14 protein-coding genes are annotated in these 19,825 nt (G+C 70.8%); 11 read left to right on the forward strand and 3 right to left on the reverse strand.

Translation table 11 applies throughout. From position 1 onward, the window contains the following. The first annotated feature begins 49 nt into the window (after positions 1 to 49). From cobA to ACFWYW_RS27725, 6 genes are all read left to right on the forward strand, one after another. Positions 50 to 1,282, forward strand: coding sequence for a uroporphyrinogen-III C-methyltransferase (gene cobA, locus ACFWYW_RS27700; RefSeq protein WP_379637692.1), 1,233 nt, complete (start codon positions 50 to 52; stop codon positions 1,280 to 1,282). A gap of 5 nt (positions 1,283 to 1,287) precedes the next feature. Continuing rightward, positions 1,288 to 3,399 (forward strand): AAA family ATPase, encoded by a 2,112-nt coding sequence (locus ACFWYW_RS27705; RefSeq protein ID WP_379614857.1) that lies wholly within the window; start codon positions 1,288 to 1,290, stop codon positions 3,397 to 3,399. After that, entirely contained in the window at positions 3,396 to 5,000 is a 1,605-nt protein-coding gene (locus tag ACFWYW_RS27710; RefSeq protein WP_379614859.1) for a GTP-binding protein, read from the forward strand. Before ACFWYW_RS27705 ends, ACFWYW_RS27710 begins: the two co-directional genes overlap by 4 nt. Before the next feature lie 117 nt (positions 5,001 to 5,117). Continuing rightward, the gene (locus ACFWYW_RS27715) at positions 5,118 to 6,077 is read left to right on the forward strand and encodes a single-stranded DNA-binding protein (RefSeq protein WP_379614861.1); all 960 of its coding nucleotides are present in this window, start codon (positions 5,118 to 5,120) and stop codon (positions 6,075 to 6,077) included. A 493-nt stretch (positions 6,078 to 6,570) separates the two neighbouring features. Continuing rightward, positions 6,571 to 7,686 carry a GGDEF domain-containing protein gene (locus ACFWYW_RS27720; protein ID WP_379614863.1) on the forward strand — a complete coding sequence of 372 codons (1,116 nt, stop codon included), beginning with the start codon at positions 6,571 to 6,573 and terminating at the stop codon, positions 7,684 to 7,686. Positions 7,687 to 8,619: 933 nt separating this feature from the next. After that, positions 8,620 to 10,824: a M64 family metallopeptidase gene (locus ACFWYW_RS27725; protein WP_379614865.1), complete on the forward strand. Its 2,205-nt coding sequence runs from the start codon at positions 8,620 to 8,622 to the stop codon at positions 10,822 to 10,824. 54 nt (positions 10,825 to 10,878) lie between these two features. Here ACFWYW_RS27725 and ACFWYW_RS27730 read toward each other — a convergent pair whose 3' ends face one another. Next, entirely contained in the window at positions 10,879 to 11,910 is a 1,032-nt protein-coding gene (locus tag ACFWYW_RS27730) for a fatty acid desaturase family protein (protein ID WP_379614867.1), read from the reverse strand. A 71-nt stretch (positions 11,911 to 11,981) separates the two neighbouring features. Beyond that, a complete protein-coding gene (locus tag ACFWYW_RS27735) occupies positions 11,982 to 12,539 on the reverse strand; it encodes a thymidine kinase (protein ID WP_379614869.1) in 558 nt (185 codons plus the stop codon). Positions 12,540 to 12,600: 61 nt separating this feature from the next. Between ACFWYW_RS27735 and ettA the strand changes: the two genes are divergently transcribed. Next, positions 12,601 to 14,265 carry an energy-dependent translational throttle protein EttA gene (gene ettA, locus ACFWYW_RS27740; RefSeq protein ID WP_379614871.1) on the forward strand — a complete coding sequence of 555 codons (1,665 nt, stop codon included), beginning with the start codon at positions 12,601 to 12,603 and terminating at the stop codon, positions 14,263 to 14,265. Between the two features lie 196 nt (positions 14,266 to 14,461). Here the strand turns inward: ettA and ACFWYW_RS27745 are convergent, their stop codons facing one another. Then, positions 14,462 to 15,925, reverse strand: coding sequence for an MFS transporter (locus ACFWYW_RS27745; protein WP_379614873.1), 1,464 nt, complete (start codon positions 15,923 to 15,925; stop codon positions 14,462 to 14,464). Positions 15,926 to 16,217: 292 nt separating this feature from the next. On the opposite strand from ACFWYW_RS27745, the gene ACFWYW_RS27750 reads away from it, so the two are divergent. The 4 genes from ACFWYW_RS27750 (at position 16,218) to ACFWYW_RS27765 (ending at position 19,812) form a co-directional block, all read left to right on the forward strand. Next, positions 16,218 to 17,540 (forward strand): DNA-3-methyladenine glycosylase 2 family protein, encoded by a 1,323-nt coding sequence (locus ACFWYW_RS27750; protein WP_379614875.1) that lies wholly within the window; start codon positions 16,218 to 16,220, stop codon positions 17,538 to 17,540. A gap of 67 nt (positions 17,541 to 17,607) precedes the next feature. Then, positions 17,608 to 18,123, forward strand: coding sequence for a VOC family protein (locus tag ACFWYW_RS27755; protein WP_379614877.1), 516 nt, complete (start codon positions 17,608 to 17,610; stop codon positions 18,121 to 18,123). A 30-nt stretch (positions 18,124 to 18,153) separates the two neighbouring features. Then, positions 18,154 to 18,576, forward strand: a complete 423-nt coding sequence (locus tag ACFWYW_RS27760; protein ID WP_379614879.1) for an acyl-CoA thioesterase — start codon at positions 18,154 to 18,156, stop codon at positions 18,574 to 18,576. Between the two features lie 69 nt (positions 18,577 to 18,645). Then, positions 18,646 to 19,812 carry an MFS transporter gene (locus tag ACFWYW_RS27765; protein WP_379614881.1) on the forward strand — a complete coding sequence of 389 codons (1,167 nt, stop codon included), beginning with the start codon at positions 18,646 to 18,648 and terminating at the stop codon, positions 19,810 to 19,812. The last annotated feature ends 13 nt before the right edge of the window (positions 19,813 to 19,825 follow it).

The following is a 19,825-nucleotide window of genomic DNA, read 5'->3' on the forward strand; positions in this document are numbered from 1 at the left end:
TAGGTTTACCTCCTAACACACCAACCTTCGCGAACGGGAGATTCGCCCCATGGGCCCCTACCTCCTCGGCCTGCGGCTTTCCGGCCGCCGGGTCCTCGTCGTCGGTGGCGGCCGGGTCGCCCAGCGACGGGTTCCCGCGCTGCTGGAGGCCGGTGCGGCGGTCACGGTGGTCTCGACCTCCGTCACTCCGGCGCTCGACGACCTGATCGCCGCCGGCCGGATCACCTGGCACGCCAGGCCGTACGAAGTGGGCGACTGCGACGGCGCGTGGCTCGTGCAGGCCTGCACGAGCGACCACGCGGTCAACGCGGCCGTGGCCGCGGAGGCCGAGGCCAAGCGGATCTGGTGCGTGCGCGCCGACGACAAGGACGCCTCGGCCGCCTGGACGCCCGCCTCGGGCAAGGTCGACGAGATCAGCGTCGCGATCACGGCGGGCGGCGATCCGCGCCGGGCCGCCGGAATCCGCGACGCCGTGGTCGACGCGCTGCGCGACGGCACCGTCGACGCCCGCCGTAACCGGGCGAAACCCATCGGTGTCGCCCTCGTCGGCGGCGGGCCGGGCGATCCTGGCCTGATCACGGTGCGCGGGCGGCAGTTGCTCGCCCAGGCCGACGTGGTGGTCGCCGACCGGCTCGCGCCCCGGGCGCTGCTCGACGAGCTCGCCCCCGACGTCGAGCTGATCGACGCCGCCAAGGTGCCGTACGGGCGTTCGCTGCCCCAGGAGGCCATCAACGAGGTCCTGATCGACCGGGCCAGGCAGGGCAAGTTCGTGGTCCGGCTGAAGGGCGGCGACCCGTTCGTGTTCGGGCGCGGCGGCGAGGAGATGCTCGCCTGCGCCCACGCGGGCATCCCGGTGCTGGTCGTGCCGGGCATCACCAGCCCGGTCGCGGTCCCGGCCGCCGCGGGGGTCCCGGTCACCCACCGGGGGGTCAGCCAGGAGTTCCATGTGATCTCGGTGCACGTCGCGCCCGACGATCCGCGCTCCACGGTCGACTGGCCCGGAATGGCACGCTCCGAAGGAACTCTCGTGCTCATGATGGCCGTGGAACGGCTGGCCAAGGTGGCCGAGGCCTTGCAGCGAGACGGACGTTCGCCGGAAACTCCCGTAATGGTGGTACAGGACGGTACTCTTCCCACGCAACGGGCGGTCACCGCCACGCTTGCCACCGTGGCCGACCGCGTTTCAGCGGCCGGGATACGGCCCCCGGCGATCGTCGTCGTCGGCGACGTCGTGAAGGTCGGCCAGGAGGTCGAGATGGTTCGATCGGAGCGGGTTCCGTGAATGCCATGGGTGACGGGCACCAGGAGTCCGCGGGGGAGCGGACGCTGTTCATGCCTCCCATCAGACAGCCCGCAGAGGTACGGCCGGCCGCCCCCGACCCGGCCGCCGAGCACGACGGCGAGCCACCGGAGGAGACGCCGGAGGCCGAGGCGACCCAGGATCCGGGCGCCGAGGACGTCGCCGCCGAGGACGTCGTGGAAGAGGACGTCGTGGAAGAAGACGTCGCGGACGAGGACGCCGGTGAGGTCGCCGAGCATGACGACGAGGCCGGAGACGACGACGGTCCCGCTGAGGCCGAGGACGCCGCCGAGGCGCCAGAGGTAGCGGATCACGCGGACGCCGAGGCTGAGGCTGACGACGAGGCCACCGATCACGAGGCCACGACTGACGAGGCCACGGAGGTGGCCGAGGACGCGGCGGGAGCCGTACCGGAAAAGAGTGAGGGCGCGCCCGCGCGGGCGGTGCGGGAGGAAGCGCTGCCCAAGGAGGCGGCTCAGCGGCTCGGCCTCGCACTCGACGCGCTGCGGCTGAGCGTGGCCGACCTGAGGTTCGGGCTCGACCTGCCCGGCGCCGAGGAGGCGCGGCAGGCGCGGGACGACCTGCTGGCGCAGTTGCGGGACTACGTGCTGCCCCGGGTGCGCACCAGCACGGCCCCGGCGCTGATCGTGGTGGCCGGGTCGACCGGCGCGGGCAAGTCCACGCTGGTCAACAGCCTGGCGGAGAAGAACATCAGCCGCACCGGCGTGCGCCGGCCCACCACCGGGACACCGGTGCTCGCCTGTCACCCCGACGACCTGCCGTGGTTCGGCTCGGGCGAGCTGCTCGGCGGGCTGACGCGGATCGAGAAGCCGACCCCGGAGACCGGGCTCGACAGCCTGGTCGTGGTGTCCACCGAGAAGCTGCCCCAGGGCGTGGCGCTGCTCGACACCCCCGACATCGACTCCGTCGTCGAGGAGCACCACGACGTCGCCCACCGCATGCTCGACGCCGCGGACCTGTGGATCTTCGTCACCACCGCCGCCCGCTACGCCGACGCGCCCGCGTGGAAACTGCTGCGGCTGGCCAAGGAGCGCGGCGCCCGGCTCGGGATCGTGCTCTCCCGGGTCCAGCCGAGGGCGCGCGACGTTGTTGTGAAGCACTTCGTCCGCATGCTCACCGAGTACGGCCTGGGCGACGCCGACCGGTTCGTGGTCAACGAGGCCACGGTCACCGACGGCAGGCTGCCCGACAGCGAGGTCACCGACCTGCGGCTCTGGCTGGCCGAACTCTCCGTCGACGAGGAGCGCCGGGCCCTGGCCGTACGCGAGACGCTGGACGGCGTGCTCGACAGCTTCCGCACCCGCGTGCCGGAACTGGCCAGGCAACTGGAGGAGCAGGTCGCCTTCCGCAACGAGCTGCGTACCGACGTCGAGGCCGCCTACCTGGGCGCGCTGTCCGACATCGAGCGGGCCACCAAGAACGGTTCGCTGGTCAACGGCGAGGTGCTGGCCCGCTGGCAGGACTTCACCGGCTCCGGCGAACTCACCCGCGCCCTCCAGGTACGGCGGCGCGGCAAGGCGGCCAAGCAGACGCCCGAGCGCATCCAGGCCTTCCGCACCGCGATCCGCACCGGCCTGGAGTCGCTGATCGCGGCGGCGGCCAACCGGGCCTCCGAGGAGGTAGTGGCCCGCTGGCGGCACCGCGCGGAGCTGGGCGGGCTGCTCGGGGCCGGGCTCGAACGCCCCTCCGACGAGCTCGCGCGCCGGGCCAACCGGGCCATCGCGGCCTGGCAGGAGCACGTCACCGAGCTGGTCAGGACCGAAGGCGTGGCCAAGCGGTCGATCTCCAAGATCGTGTCGTTCGACGCCGACTCGCTGGCGTTGATCTTCATGGTGGCGATGTTCAGCGGCGGCAGCGTCGAGGGCGTGCCGCACAAGCTGGTCAACGCCCTGCTCGGCGCCGAGTCGCTGCGCGGCATCGGCGCGAAGGCGCTCAGCGACCTGCGAGCCAGGATCGGTGTGCTGTTCGACGAGGAATCCATGCGTTACGTGCAGGCGCTCGACGCGGCCGGGATACCGGACGAGTCGGCCGCGACGAGGCTCTACCAGGCGACATACAACCTCGAGGTCGCTCGATGACGGCTGTCACCACCACCGGAAGGCCGGGGCTCGGCCCCCGGCTCAACGCCCTTTCCAAGATCGTGGAGCTCGGCCCCGGACGGCTCGACGAGAAGCTGCTCACCGACTCGGGCGCCCTGCTGCTGCGTGCGGGCGACCGGCTCAAGCTCTCGTCCGAGCACACCGTGGTCGCGCTGGCCGGAGGCACGGGCAGCGGCAAGTCGACGCTGTTCAACGCGGTCTCCGGGCTCGAACTGTCGCCGACGGGCGTCAGGCGGCCGACGACGGCGCGTACCCACGCCTGCGTGTGGGGGCTCGACGGCGCGGCGCCGCTCCTCGACTGGCTGCAGGTGCAGTGGCGGCACCGCTTCGCCCGCGCCAGCGCGCTCGACAAGGGCGAGAGCCGCCTGCACGGGCTGATCCTGCTCGACCTGCCCGACCACGACTCGATCAGGGCGCTCACCGACAACGAGGCCGACCGGCTGATCGGGCTGGCCGACCTGGTGGTGTGGGTGCTCGACCCGCAGAAGTACGCCGACGCCTCCACCCACCGCCGCTACGTCACCGACCTGGCCGGGCACGAGGCCGTCACCGTCTTCGCGCTCAACCAGTCCGACCGGCTCTCCCACGAGGAACTGGCCGAGCTGGTCATCGACCTCAACGACCTGCTCAAGCGCGAGGGCGTGGCGCAGCCGACCGTTGTGCCCACCTCGGCCGTCTCCGGGCGCGGCATCGACAGCCTGAAGAGCGTGATCGCCGACGCCGTCTCCCGCCGGAGGGCCGCCATCCAGCGTCTCGACGCCGACCTTGACCGGCTGACCAGACGGCTGGCCGAAACCTCACCCGTGGGCGAGGCGCCGCCCAACGTCGACGCCGCGCGCCGCGTCGGGCTGACGGACGCGCTCTGCGACGCCGTGGGCGTGCCCGCGCTGGGCGAGGCCATGGAGAACATCTACGCCGAGCGGTCCGGGCGGTGGGTCGGCTGGCCGTACCCGCGATGGATCGCGAAGTTCCGGCCGGATCCGCTGAAGAGCCTCAAGCTGGACGAGATGCAGGTCGTCACCGGGCGGATCACCGCACAGCCCGCCGAGGTGGTCAACGCCGTGCAGGCGCTGGCCGACGGGCTGTCGGGCGGGATGACAGATGTCTGGCGGACGGGGCTGCACCACGCGGCGCGCTCGCGCTCCGGGCAACTGCCGCAGGCGCTCACCGAGGAGCTGGCCGAGGTCGCGCCAGAACTCGACCGGGTGCCGGGGTGGTGGCGGGCGCTCAAGGCGTGGCAGTACACGCTGGTGGCGGCGTTCTTCCTCGGGCTGGTGTGGCTGGGGGTCGGGCTGACGGCCGGTGACTCGCTGCCGTCCGCGTTCGCGGTGCTCGGCGATACGGCGGCGCTGCCCTGGGTCGGGGTGATGATGGCCTCCGTGCTCGGATTGGGCGCGTTGTCGGCGGTCGCCTCGCGGAACTTCGTCGTTCTGGGCGCCTCGCGCGAGCGTGAGCGGCTGGAGCGGGAGATGCGCCGCCGGGTGGGCGCGGTGGCGGAGAGCATGGTCGTGGAGCCGGTTGAGCGGGAGCTGACCAGGCACAACGAGTTCGCCGCCGCCATGAGGGGCCTCACGGGCTGAGTTCTCCACAGGGGCAGGTTGTCCCCAGAACGGGGTTCGGCGGGTTCTTCCGGGTGCCGTTCGCGAGAACGTGGCCTCCGTCCGCGGGCAGCCCGCCCGCCGCATGGGAGGCAACCGATGAACGACATCTACATCACGCTCACCGGCAACGTCGCATCCGAGCCGCGCCAGTACACCTTCGAGGACGGGGTCCGGGTGACCTCGTTGCGGGTGCTGACCAGTCACCGCTATTTCGACAAGAAGACCGGGCAGTGGGCCGACGGGGAGAAGGTCTGCTTCGCCGTACGGTGCTGGCGCGCGCTGGCCGACAACGTCGCCCAGTCGATCCGGGTCGGGCATCCGGTCGTGGTGTCGGGGAAGTTGCGGATCAGGGAGTTCGGGGCGGAGGACGACCGGCGGTTCATGGCCGAGGTGGAGGCCTCTTCGGTGGGTCACGACCTGCGGTGGGGGACCGGCGTGTTCAGCAAGCCGGAGCGCGGGGCCTCGATCGTGAGCAGGGAACGGCGGGAACGGCTCGACGAGGACACCCAGGACTGGGCCATGGGCGGCGGCGGCCGGCCCCGGTCCGGTGCCGCGGAGCTCGACCCGGTGTTCGGCACGCTGGAGTCCCGTGAGCGCGCCCTGACCGGCGGCGACACCCTCCGTGCCGCCCTTCCGGCCGGGGCGGGGGAGGTTCGTGTGCTGGGCACGTCCATGGGGGAGGCGGGCGACCCCGCGCTCCAGAGCGCCGGTGGTGACTCCGGTGGCCTCGGTGTTGCCGGTGGCCTCGTGCCGGAGGGTGAGCCCGGGGCAGGCGATGCCGGAGGTGCACAGGAGGTGGTGAAGGGCGAAGGTGGAAGCGCTCGCGAGCTGGGGAAGGGCGAGGGCGGTGGCGCTCGTGAGCTGGTGAAGGGCGGGGTCGGGGCGGTTCGGGAGCCGGGGAAGGGCGGCGTGGTGGCGGAGGTCGCTCGTGGGCGGCGGCGGGGGCGGCGTGAGGAGCCGCAGGGCGCGCTCGATGACGGTGACGCGCTGGTGAGAGTGCTCGGCGCAGCGGGCGACGGCTCAGGCGATCCCGTCGAGGAGCGGGCTGCCGCCTGAGTTCAGGCGGGCGGAGGAGGAGGGGGCACCGGCCGTGACGTGTCGGTGTCCCCGAGCCTGGCGAGCTCGGACACCGCGCGGATCAGCCGATGGTGTTGCCCGTGTCAGATGTTGAGAGCATCTGTCAGGTCCAGGTCACGCCCCGCACCATGGCTGCTCCTTTCCCGCACGGCCCGCTCGCGGAGTGAGCGGCATCCCATTCGGTGGCCGCTTGACGCAAAGGCCACCGAGCCAAAGGTAGCGGTTCCCGTCGCGCAACGCACACTCCGCAACTATTGTGTTACACATCGTTAGTTTGAGAGGAGACGGGATGGCGGCGACCAGTCACACCTCGGTCAAGTCTCGCGACGGTGTGTCAACACTGGCCGGCCGCTGGCCGCTGCTGGGGCAGCGCCGCGCCCTCATGGTCTATCTCATAGGGATCGTAATCCTGGATGTCGCGGCCATTGCCGTCTTTGCGACATCTGCCGAATTTAGCTGGTCAGATCTGCTGATGTTCGGCGCGTTGATGGCCTGTGGGGCGGTCTGCATCGAGGCGACCAGGCGGCTGGGCATGCCGGCCGGTGTCTCACGCGACCTGTTGTCGGCGTGGTGGCTGCCGGTGGCGCTGCTGCTGCCGCCGGTCTACGCCCTGTTCGCGCCGATCCTGTTGCAGGTGTTGCTCCAGTTGCGGGTGCGCGCCACGGTCCTGTACCGGCGCGTGTTCAGCTCGGCCGCCATCGGCCTGGCCGGGTGCACCGCCTCGGTGGTCTTCCACCACCTGGTCCCCGACCCGGCCGTCCTGTCCAGAGGCGGCGGCACCCCGATCCTCTACGCGGTGGCCTGCGCCACGCTGTTCGCCCTGCTCAACACCACGCTCATCGCCGTGGCCGCCCACACCGCCGACCCCGACACCCGCTGGCGCGACGTCCTGTGGGACCGGGAGAGCGTCCTGCTGGACGTGGTCGAGCTCTGCCTGGGCGTCACGGTGGCCATAGCCTGCGGCCTGAACCTGGCCTTGCTGGTCCTGGCGCTGCCGCCGGTCGTCCTGCTGCAGCGCAGCCTCCTGCACGCCCAGTTGCAGGCGGCGGCCCGTACCGACCCGAAGACCGGCCTCCTCAACGCGGCCGCCTGGCAGCGCGAAGCCGACACCGAGATCGTCCGCGCCCGCCGTACGGGCGAGACGCTGGCCCTGCTGATCATCGACATCGACCACTTCAAACGCGTCAACGACACCCACGGCCACCTGGTCGGCGACCAGGTCCTGGTGGGCGTGGCCGCCACCCTGCGCGGCCAGCTCCGCGACTACGACGTCGTGGGCCGCTTCGGCGGCGAGGAGTTCGTGGTCCTCCTCCCGAGAGCCGACATCTCCGAAGCCCGCCGCGTCGCCGAACGCCTGCGCCACCGCATCGGCCGCATGGCCATCCCCGCCGACGACGCCATGATCACCATCACGATCTCGGCCGGGGTCGCCATCATGAGCATCCACGGCGACGACCTGATCGAACTCCTCGCCGCCGCCGACCTGGCCTTGTACCGCGCGAAGGAACTGGGCCGCGACCGCATCTGCATCCCCGCCGTCCAGCCCCCACCCCCACCTCCAGCCGACCCACCCCTCCCTCCACCCTGACCACCCCCACCCCAGGAGTTGTCACCCGGCACCCGCGCGCGTGAGGGCTTCACCACGGGCCCTCCCGGCCGCGTGCCGCCTCGGCGCACGGGCACGCCTGCGCCCTTCCCGTGCCGCCTCGGGGTACCGGCAGGCCTGCGCCCTCCGCGTGCCGCTTCGAGGCACCGGCACGCCTCCGCCCTTCGCGTGCCGCTTCGGGGCACGGGCACGCCTGCGCCCTCCGCGTGGCGCCTCGGGATAAGGAGCACGCTCTTGCGCCCGGCGTGGCGCCTCGGGGCAGGAGCACGTGCTTGCGCGTGGCGTGGCGCCTCAAGACACGGGGCATGCCGCCGCTTCGCGAGTCTCTCCGGCCACGCGGCCTGGTCCTCCCGCGTGTTCCCGGTGCCGCTTGGCTCGGCTGTCAGGCGGTAGCTCGCCGGGTGTTCTTCCGTCGGCCGTGGGGTGCCCCGCCCGCCTGTCGTGCAGCCTGCTTGTGCGTCCGTGACGGGCGCCGGTGTCTCGGGCGTGTGGTGCGGCGGTGATGTGCAGGCGTATCGGCTGTGGGGCTCAGGCGTGGGGCTCAGGCGTGGGGCTCAGGCGTGGGGCTCAGGCGTGGGGCTCAGGCGTGGGGCTCAGGCGTGGGGCTCAGGCGTGGGGATCGGGTGTGAGCTGCGGGGCTGTGCTGCGGGGCTGGGGTTTGGGGTGGGGGGTTCTTGGGTGGTGGGGAGGTTGCGTGCTTGACCGCAGGGTTGGGGTATATCGCTGGGGTTATCCCCAGGTGAGATGGGACGGATGGGTGGCGTGCGCGGATAGTACTAGCACGTCATGTACCACACTCCGGAGGTCCCATTGCGCGCCACCGGCGCCTTAGCCGCCCTCTTGCTGGCCGGATCCCTTCTTGTCCACCCCCTTCCCGCCAGTGCCGCAGAGCCTGGTGCGGCGACGGTGGTTCCGGTGCAGGTCACCGGGGATCCGGCCAAGCGTTTCAATCTGGTGCTTCTCGGTGACGGGTATACCGAGAGCGAGCAGGCCGCCTTCAAGACCGACGTGGACCGGCATCTCAACGTGATGTGGTCCATCGAGCCGTTCAAGAGCTACCGGAACTACATCAACGTCTACCGTGTGGATATCGTCTCGGGCGAGTCCGGGATCAGCTGCGATCCTGATCTCAGTTCGCCGCGTAAGAACACGCCGCTGAGCATGGGGTTCTGGGGGCAGTGCAACGCGCAGAGCGTGCAGCGGCTGATCACGATGAACAACTCCGCCGCCAACCGCTACGCCAACATGGTCACGGGCACCACGCCGGGCAATCGGCAGATTCTGGCGCTGGGCAACAGCAAGACGTACGGCGGCGCGGGCGGCTCCTACGCCACCGCCTCCGGCAGCAACGCGATGTCGGCCCTGATCAGCCCGCACGAACTGGGCCACTCCCTCGGCGGGCTCCAGGACGAGTACGACTACTACCAGCGCGGCGTCCCCGGCGGCGCCTACACGGGGCCGGAGCCGTCCAGCGCGCACCACTCGTTGCTGACCGAGCAGCAGATGCTCGACCAGAAGCGCAAGTGGTGGCGCTGGCTGGGTGAGGAGAGCGAGTCGGGCGGGCCGATCGCGCGGTTCGAGGGCGGGCTGTACGCCTCGACGGGGGTGTGGCGGCCCTCGCGGCACTCGATGATGAAGTCGCTCGGCTACTACTTCGACCAGGTCAGCCGCGAGGTGATGGTGCAGCGCATCACCGCGAAGACGGACGTGATCCAGGGTTCGACGCCGGTGAACGCGCCGGTGGGGGCGGACCGGGTGTTGTGGGTGGAGCCGATGCGGCCGCTGGGTCACGCGTTGAAGGTGACCTGGAGTGTGGACGGCGCCGCCGTACCCTCGACTGAGGATGCCCTTGACCTGCGGACCTTGAACCTGTCGCCGGGGACGCACACGGTCACGGCGACGGTGGCGGACACGACGGAGTTCGTGCGGGACCCGGCGGTGCGCGCCGCGCTCACCCGCGGCAGGACCTGGACGGTCGACACCACGCTGACCACGCCGCCCGACGGGCTGGCTCCCGGCATCGTCTCGGCCGCGCCCACGACCAGGCCGGCCGGGCGCGGCGACGTCATGTACGTGGAGACCACGCATCCGGCGCAGCAACTTGTCCCGGTGACCTGGAAGCTGGACGGGACGAAGGTGGGCGACTCGGGCAGCGACTTCGCGCTCAAGGACCTGAGCCCGGGTGTCCACACGCTCACCGCGACCGCCGGGGCGGACACGGTGACCTGGACCGTTGACGGGACGCCGCCCACGACCGGCTACGAGCTGTCCGATCCTGTGGTGAAGGACGGTGATCTGTACCTGTACAACGGGCCGTTCACGATGCGGCTGACCGGCCGCGACGACAAGGACGGCTACGTGGTGTCCGAGTCGCGCGTGGACGGCGACGGCTGGTTCAACTACTTCGGCTGGCCGACCTCGGCCGACCTGCCGTGGACGTTCAGCGAGAGCGGCACCGTCATCGACCATCTCGTCTACGGCAAGCTGCCGCGCGGCCGCCACACGATCGAGTACCGCTCCATCGACGCCGCGGGCAACTACGGCAGGGCCGGCAGCTTCCGGGTGGCCACGATGGCGCCGCCGCCCGCGTGCGACCGCACGATCACGGGCACGTACCGCGGCGCGCTGGTGATCACGTCCGGTGTCACCTGCCTGGAAGGTGCAAAGGTGTCCGGTCCCGTGTCGGTACGGCCCGGCGCCTCCCTGGTCATGCGCGGCGGCAGCATCTCCGGCGTCCTGAGCACGTCCAAGGCGGCACAGGTGCACCTGCTGAAGGGCCGCGTGAACGGCGCGGTGGAGATCAAGGGCACCACGGACGCCCTTGTCATCGCCGGGACCGAGGTGCGCGGGGCGCTCGTGCTCACCGGGAACCAGGCGCCGGCGCTGGCCGGGAGCACCGTGCGGGGCGCGCTGGTCTGCACCGGCAACAGCGCCGCCCCCGCCAACCTGGGCGCGGCGAACCGGATCACCGGTGCCGCGACCGGGCAGTGCGCGCACGCTGGCCGTCCCGATCCGGCCGCCGCCGTCTCCGGCGCGATGGCCAAGGTGGCGGCGGTGCCGTACACGGCGGTGGAGAACTCCGCGGAGCCGCAGCACGGCGACGACGGACACCGGCACTGACGCCGAAGGGGCGGGCGCTCCCCTCCCGCGCCCGCCCCTTCGAGACCCCGGCCGCTACTCGAGGTTGCCCAGCCGCAGCGGCTCGCCGACCTCGTGCATGTGCTGCAGGGCCTCACGGTGCGACTGGATCAGGCTGGTCTCGTAGTAGGGCACGTCGATCTCGGCGCAGTGGTCGCGGACGAACGACTGGGCGAGAGGCAGGTGCGGGCTGGGCATGTTCGGGAACAGGTGGTGCTCGATCTGGTAGTTGAGGCCGCCCATCGCGATGTCGGTGACGACGCCGCCGCGCACGTTGCGGGTGGTCAGGACCTGGCGGCGCAGGTAGTCGAGCTTCTCACCCTGCTTGAGCGTGGGCATGCCCTTGTGCCCGGGGGCGAAGACCGAGCCCATGTACAGGCCCCAGAGTCCCTGGTGGATCGCGAGGAAGATCAGCGCCTTCACCGGCGACAGCACCATGAACAACGCCGCCAGGTACCCGACCACGTGAACGGTCAGCAGGACGCCCTCGACGGCCTTGAACTTGAGCTTCGGGTTGGTCAGCGAGCGGAAGCCGGACACGTGCAGGTTCAGGCCTTCGAGCAGGAGCAGCGGGTAGAACAGCAGCGCCTGGCGGGGGCCGATGATGCGGGCCAGGCCCTTGCTGGAGCGCGCCTGCTCCTTGGACCAGACGATGACGTCGGGGCGGACGTCCGGGTCGAGTTCCTCGTGGTTCGGGTTGGCGTGGTGGCGGGTGTGCTTCTCCATCCACCAGCCGTAGCCCATGCCGACGAGCAGGTTGCCGGTGACCCAGCCGGTCATCCTGGTGGGCTTCTCGGTACGGAAGACCTGACGGTGGGCGATGTCATGGGAAACCAGTGCGACCTGGGCGAACATGACGGCGAAGAACACGGCCACGCCCACCTGCCACCAGGAGTCGCCGAGCGCGAAGAAGGCGGCCAGGCCTCCGGCGTACAGGCCGAGGATGAGGCCGATTCGCACCACGTAGTAGCCGGGGCGCCGGCGCATCAGGCCGGCGTCGGTCACGCGCTGGAGTAGCCGGGCGTAGTCGCTGCCGGTACCCGGCCGCGCGATCGTCTCGGTGGTCATGCTGATGAGTCTGTTGAAGATCTCCCCCCGTTCTAAGCCCGTGGACACCCCGAACCATAGGGGGGCTAGCCCTACCTTCTGACGTGGACCCGGCAGCGGGCCTGGTACTTGTCCTCGCCGCCCACGTGCTCGGCGACCACATCGGTCGCGCTGCCGTCCGCCTGCGTCACCCGCTCGTGGAAGATCGCGTCGTTGCCGCAGACCAGGCAGATCGCGGTGAGCTTCGTCACGTGCTCGGCCAGCGCCATCAGAGACGGCAGCGGCTCGAACGGCCGGCGGTCGAAGGTCACGTCCAGGCCGGCGACGACCACGACGGCGCCGCGCACCGCCAGCCGGTCGGCGACCTCGGCCAGATCGGGGCCGAAGAACTGGGCCTCGTCGACCGCGACCAGATCGGCGGCGGGGTCGGCTATGGACTCGATCCCGGCGGCGGTCTCGGTCGAGCGGGCCGGGTGGCCGGCGCCGGCGTGGGAGGAGATCCGGTCCGCGCCTCTGCGTACGTCCAGCCGGTGGGTGAACACCTCGACCCGGCGGCCGGCGATGACGGCCCGCCGTACCCTCCGCAGGAGCTCTTCGCTCTTGCCCGCGAACATCGGCCCCGCGATGACCTCGACCCGTCCCTGGCGCACCCGCACACGTTAACCGCAACCGTGGCCGGGGCGGGGTGACACACGCCCTAAGCTAGAGGGCATGGCCGAGTACATCTACACGATGCAGCGCGTACGCAAGGCGCATGGCGACAAGGTTGTCCTGAACGATGTCACGCTTTCGTTCCTGCCCGGCGCGAAGATCGGCGTGCTCGGCCCGAACGGCACCGGCAAGTCCACTCTGCTGCGCATGATGGCGGGCCTGGAGCAGCCCTCCAACGGTGACGCCAAGCTGATGCCCGGCTACACCGTGGGCATGCTCCAGCAGGAGCCGCCGCTCAATGAGGACAAGACCGTCCTCGGCAACGTCGAGGAGGCGGTGGCCGAGACCAAGGGGATGCTCGACCGCTTCAACGAGATCGCCGAGCTGATGGCCACCGACTACAGCGACGCGCTGCTGGAGGAGATGGGCAAGCTGCAGGACGAGCTCGACCACCGCAACGCGTGGGAGCTCGACTCGCAGCTCGAGCAGGCCATGGACGCGCTGCGCTGCCCGCCGCCCGACGCCGACGTCACGACGCTGTCCGGTGGTGAGCGCCGCCGCGTGGCGCTGTGCAAGCTCCTGCTTGAGGCGCCCGACCTGCTGCTGCTCGACGAGCCCACCAACCACCTGGACGCCGAGAGCGTGCAGTGGCTGGAGTCGCACCTGGAGAAGTACGCGGGCACCGTCCTGGCCGTCACCCACGACCGCTACTTCCTGGACAACGTGGCCGGATGGATCCTGGAGCTCGACCGCGGCCGCTGCTACGCCTACGAGGGCAACTACTCCACCTATCTGGAGGCCAAGGCGCAGCGTCTGAAGGTCGAGGGCCAGAAGGACGTCAAGCGCAAGAAGCGCCTGGAGGACGAGCTGGAGTGGGTCCGCTCCAACCCGAAGGCCCGCCAGACCAAGAGCAAGGCCCGTCTGCAGCGCTACGAGGAGATGGCCGCCGAGGCCGACAAGCACCGCAAGCTGGACTTCGAAGAGATCCAGATCCCGCCGGGCCCGCGCCTGGGCACCACGGTGATCAGGGCCGAGAAGCTCACCAAGGGCTTCGAGGACCGCGTCCTGATGGAGAACATCACCTTCGACCTGCCCCGCAACGGCATCGTCGGCATCATCGGCCCGAACGGCGTCGGCAAGACCACGCTGTTCCGCATGATCACCGGCCAGGAGAAGCCCGACAACGGCGCCATCATCGTCGGCGACACCGTCAAGATCTCCTACGCCGACCAGTCGCGCGGCGGCATCGACCCGAACAAGAACGTCTGGGAGGTCGTCTCCGACGGCCTCGACTTCATCAAGGTCGGGCAGGTCGAGGTGCCCTCGCGCGCGTACATCGCGGCGTTCGGCTTCAAGGGCCCCGACCAGCAGAAGAAGGCCGGCGTGCTGTCGGGCGGCGAGCGTAACCGCCTCAACCTCGCACTCACCCTCAAGCAGGGCGGAAACGTCCTCCTGCTCGACGAGCCCACCAACGACCTCGACACCGAGACGCTGGGCTCACTGGAGAACGCCCTGCTCGACTTCCCGGGCTGCGCCGTCATCACCTCCCACGACCGGTGGTTCCTTGACCGGATCGCCACGCACATCCTGGCTTGGGAGGAGGGCTCGAACTGGTTCTGGTTCGAAGGCAACTTCGCCGACTACGAGAAGAACAAGATCGAGCGCCTGGGCGCCGACGCCGCCCGCCCCCACCGCGTCACCTACCGCAAGCTCCACCGCGACTAGCTTCACCGGTTTCCGGCTGCTCGCCGTAATAGGCCGCCGCCCTCGTCCACGAGGGCGGCGGCCGTTTTACGCTGCCCGGCCTTAGACGCTTCTTCTAACCTGCGTTCGTGCCTTTCTCCTGCCTGTGATGGGTGCGGCTCTTCTGGTTGTGGCTCGCGGCCGATCGGGGTGTTTCCCTCGGTGCGCTGCCCATCCGTTACGGCTCCGCCGCCCCCACGCCACCCGCCGACGTCCGCTCGCGCCGATCGGGGGGATCGCTTCTCACGTCGGACGTGGTACCCGCCGTCACGGCCCCGCCTGCCCAGACAAGTGCCACAACGGGACCGGCGGCGATCACCAGCATGGTGAGGGCGGCGGCGCCCAGTTGTCCCGTGGACAGGAGTGGGGTGACGGCCGCGGCTCCCAGGGGTGGGGTCGCCTGCATGAGGGTTCGCAGGAGGGCGAAGCCTCGGCCGCGCATCGGGGCGGGGATCCTGGCCATCCTGAGTGACTGGGCCCAGACCGTCATCGGGGCGCTGAACAGGCCGATGACCAGGAAGCCCGCTGCCACCGCCCAGGTGTTCGGGGTCGCCAGCACGGCCAGGAAGCCGGTGGCGGCCAGGAACTGAACCATCGCTATGGCCCGCAGAGGGCGTCGGCCGGGGCTGCGGCTACCGGCGGCCGTCGCGCCCAGCAGTTCGCCGACGGCCAGCGCTGAGAGCAGGACACCCAAGGTCTGTGCGCCGCCGGTCAGCTGGGTTTTGGCCAGCCACGGGGCGGCGACCAGGAGCATGCCTTCGGCCACGTTGAACGCCATGAACGCCAGCGTGGTGACGACCAGAACCCGGTCCCGGAACAGGAACCCGAGCTTCTTGCCGTGCGGTCCGGACAGGCCTGTCGCCGGGCTGACCGGGCTGAACGAGGTCGCCCGGCTCGTCGGGTCGTTGGGTTCCGCTGGAGGGACCTGTGTGGTGGGTGGTAGCTGGGACGGGATGCCGGGGTGGTTTGGCGAGGGTGGGGACAGGGTGTTTGGTTGTCCTGGGGGTGGGGTGGTGGGGTGAACCGGTGAGGGGGACAGGGGGCGGCGGACGGTCAGGGCTGCTGTGGCGAACAGCGCGTAGGACAGGGCGTCGAAGGCCAGGACCAGCTCGCTGCCGATGGTCCCGATCAGGAACCCGGCCAGCGCGGGGCCGAGCACGCCCGCGACGCTGAAGCTCACCGACTCCAGGGCGTTGGCCGCGTCTCGGTCGCGGGGTTCGACCAGGTCGGGGATCGCTGCCGGGAATCCGGCCAGGGGGATCATCTTGAACAACCCGTACACGGCGGCCACCACGAACGGGAGCGGCTCCGGGACGCCGCCCAGCGCCGAAGCGAGCGGTACCGACGCCATGGCCAGCCCGCGCACCACGCTGTCGACCGCGAGCACGTGCCGTTTGTCGAAACGGTCCAGCACCGGTCCGGCCAGCAGGCCTCCGGCGAAGACCGGCAGGGTGTAGCAGATCGCCAGCAGGCCCAGTTGCCCGGCGCCACCTTCACGGGCCAGCACCAGCCAGGTCAGCGCCACGAACGTCATCCCATCGCCCACCAGCGACAACGACGAGCCGAGCCACAACACCCGGAAGTCCCGCCCGGCCAACGCACGCCGATAGGGCCCGAGCCGGGCCCGCACCTGAAGCAGCATGCCGCCCACCCTCCCGCCCGGCCAGCCCCACACGCTGGCGCCCATCGGCCACCGACCCCGCCTTCACCCAAGCGTCTTCGGGGTAATGCCGCAGCGGTCCAGGAGACGCCGAGTGGTGGTCACGCGCTCCCGATCAGCACCGCGAGCTGTCCCGCTTCGGCCGAACGCCGGGCTCAGGAGCGTCGCCGGTCCACGGGGGCCGGGACAGGGCGGTGGCGGGTCAAAGGTGGTGTGGGGATGGTGTCCGATGGGTGCCGGTTGGCTGGTCAGGGGGTGTGGCAGGCTGGTCGGGATGATTGATGAGGAGGTGGCCTTCGCGGCCATGGAGACCCGGGATCCCCGGTTCGACGGGTGGTTCTATGTCGGGGTTGCCACCACCGGGATCTACTGCCGTCCCAGTTGCCCGGCTGTCATGCCGAAGCGGCAGAACGTTCGCCTCTTTCCGTCCGCCCACGCGGCCCAGGCCGGCGGGTTCCGGGCGTGTAAGCGGTGCCGGCCCGATGCCGCGCCCGGGTCGCCGGAGTGGAATCTCCGGACCGATCTGGCCGCCAGGGCGATGCGGCTGATCGCCGACGGGGTGGTGGACAGGGAGGGGGTGGCGGGCCTGTGCCGGCGGCTCGGGTACAGCGAGCGGCAGGTGCATCGCCAGCTCGTCGCCGAGGTCGGGGCCGGGGCTCAGGCGCTGGCGCGGGCGCAGCGGGCGCGTACTGCCAGGATGTTGCTGGAGTCGAGCGGGCTGCCGGTGAGTGATGTGGCGTTCGCGGCCGGGTTCGCGAGCATCAGGCAGTTCAACGTGACGATGCGTCAGGCCTATGGGAGCACGCCGAGCGCGATGCGTGGGGATCGGCGGGTGCCGTCCGGGGTGATCGCGTTGCGGCTGGCGTTCCGGCCGCCGATGGACGTTCGTGCCATGCTCGACCGGCTGGGGAGTGAGGGGCTGCCCGGGATCGAGGAGTACAACGAGGGGTATACGAGGTCGCTCGATCTTCCTCATGCTCCTGGGGTGGTCACGCTCACCGAGGTTCCGGGCGCCGGTCATGTCGGGTGTGAGCTGCGGCTGGATGATCTGCGGGACCTCGCCGCGGCGGTGCGGCGCTGTCGCCGGCTGCTCGACCTGGATGCCGACCAGCACGCCATCGACGCCTTCCTCGCCGCCGACCCGCGGCTCGGGCCGAGCGTGGCCGCGCGCCCCGGGTTGCGTGTGCCCGGTCACGTGGATCCGCACGAGCTGGCCGTACGCACGGTGCTGGGTGAGCGCGCGAGCAAGCTCGTCGAGCGGTACGGCCGGCCGCTGCCGAACCCGATCGGGACCGTCACCCACACCTTCCCCGACCTCGCCACCCTCGCCAAGGCGCGACTCGACGACGACCTGAAGATCGCAGAACCACTGGTAGAAGCGCTCGTGGACGGCAGCCTGCGGCTGGACGAGGCCGCCGACCCGCACCAGGCGGGCAAGCGGCTCACCGACCTCCCCGGCCTGGGCGAACGGGAGGTGGCGCTCATCCGGATGCGCGCCCTGCACGACCCGGACGTCCGCCTGAACCACCCCGGCGAGGACCGATGGCGCCCCTGGCGCTCCTACGCCGCACAGCATCTGAAGGCGCATGGCAACTGAAGGCCGCGCGGCACCCGCCCGCCCATGTCTAGAATCAAATTCTAGATGGCGCGAGAGGAGCCAAAGCGTGGGACTGGAACAAGATCTTGACGGCCTCGGCGTGACGTTCGACCACACGGCGGTGGCCGCCCCCCGTATCAGGGACCTGCTTCCGATCTACCAGGACCTTCTGGGTGGACGGCACCTGGGCGGCGGTGGCGACAGCCGGGCGGCCGGGTACCGGACCGTGCAGCTCACCTACACCGGAGGCGGCAAGGTCGAACTCATGGAACCCCTGGCCGGATCGCCCTTCTTCGACAGCTTCTTCGAGCTGACCCGGGGCAGGGGCGGGGTTCATCACCTCAACTTCCACGTCACGGACATGGACGCGGCGGTCGCCAGGCTGACCGGGAAGGGGTACCGGCTGCACGGGCTGAACACCGGCGACCCGCGCTGGCGCGAGGTGTTCCTGCACCCGAAGGAGGCGCACGGCGTGCTGATCCAGCTGGCCCAGTCCGGCGGTGACCACGGCGGGACCCGGGTGAGCCTCGACGACGTGCTGGCCGGACGTGGGTTCGACGGCAACGGCATCCCCAGCCCATGACCACGCGATGACAGTCGATAGCGTGGAGGGGTGGTCAAGAGATCCCCGGCCAAGCGGCACATCTTCCCGAGGATGGTCAGGTTCGCCGACATCGACTCGCTCGGGCACGTCAACAACGTGCGGTTTTTCGACTATCTGGAGGATGCCCGGCTGGGGATGCTGCACATCGACCCGTATCGCGCCGGGGACGCGCCGTTCAAGGGGCTCGTGGTGTCCCGGCATGAGATCGACTACCGGCGGCCGCTCACGTTCCGGGCGGATCCGGTCAGCGTGGAGACGTGGGTGACCGAGGTGCGGCCGGTGCGGTTCACGCTGGAGTACGAGATCCGGGACGAGCACGAGGTCTTCGTGACCGCCCGGTCGGTGCTCGTGGCCTATGACGTGGACCGTGCGGCGCCGCGCCGCCTGCTGGAGGACGAGCTCATCTATCTCAAGCGGTATCTCGCGGAGTAATACGGGCTCGCGCAAACAGCCTCATGTCATGAAATATCGGAGGTTGTGGGCGATAAGAGGCGTTGGGGGATGCTGGGACTCGGCGTCAACGCTCATACGAGTGTCACGCTCGGACTCTTCGGGCTTCCGCTGATCATGCCGGACATCCAGCGCGACTTCCAGGTGTCGCTGCCCGTCGCGGCGGTGATCGGGAACGCTCCCGGCATCGGGGTCCTGTTCGCCCTCGTCGCCTGGGGCGCGCTGGCCGACCGGCGCGGCGAGCGGGTGGTGCTCGGCGCCGGGGTCGGGCTGGCCTCGGTGTTCCTGGCGGCGGCGGCGTTCGCCCAGGCGGCGTGGGCGGTCGTCGCGCTGCTCGCGCTCGCGGGCGCGGCCGGATCGGCGGCCATGGTGGGCGGCGGGCGCATTGTGCTGCGGTGGTTCGATCCGCCGGAGCGCGGCGTCGCGATGGGGCTGCGGCAGGTCTCCTACACGCTCGGGATGGCGGTGGCGGGCTTCCTGCTGCCCGCGGTGTCCAGCGCGTATGGTCTGTCCGGCGTGTTTCTGGTCTGCTCCGCGTTCTGCCTGGTCGCGGCGGTCCTGGCCGGACTGTTGCTGGCCGAGCCGCCGCGCGAACTGGCCGCGGCGAGCGCTCCGCAGGCGGCCTCGCCGTACGGGAAGAGCGTGTTGTGGCGGGTGCACGGCACGAGCGCGCTGCACGTCGTGCCGCAGATCGCGGTCAGCACGTACGGCGTGGCCTGCCTCGTCGGCACCTACGGATGGGACACGGTGCACGCGGGGCAGCTTTTCGGGGCGGCGGCCATCGGGGGAGCGGTGGTGCGGATCGCGGTGGGGCGCTGGTCGGACCGGACCGGGCTGCGGATGGCGCCGTTGCGGATCCTCACGGTCACGACGGTGGCGGTGCTCGCGCTGCTGGTCGGCGCGCAGGTGGCCGCCGGGGCGGCGGCGATCGCGTGGGCGGGGCCGGTGACGCTGGCGCTCGCAGCGGTGCTCACCGTGGCAGGGAACGGGCTGGCCTACCTGGCGGCGGGAGAGCTGGCCGGGCCCGGCTGGGCGGGGCGGGTGCTCGGCACGCACAACGGCATCCAGAACGTCGTCGCCCTGGTCGCCGCGCCCCTGCTCGGCGTGCTGATCGCGCACACGGGGTTCTGGGCGGGGTTCGGGGTCGGGCTGGTGCTGTGCCTGGCCTCGCTGCCGGTGATCCCGGTCGGCTCGGAGCGGGACCGGGGGGCGCCATGATCAGGCTCACCAT

The organism is Nonomuraea sp. NPDC059023, from assembly GCF_042740095.1.
Lineage (GTDB): Bacteria > Actinomycetota > Actinomycetes > Streptosporangiales > Streptosporangiaceae > Nonomuraea.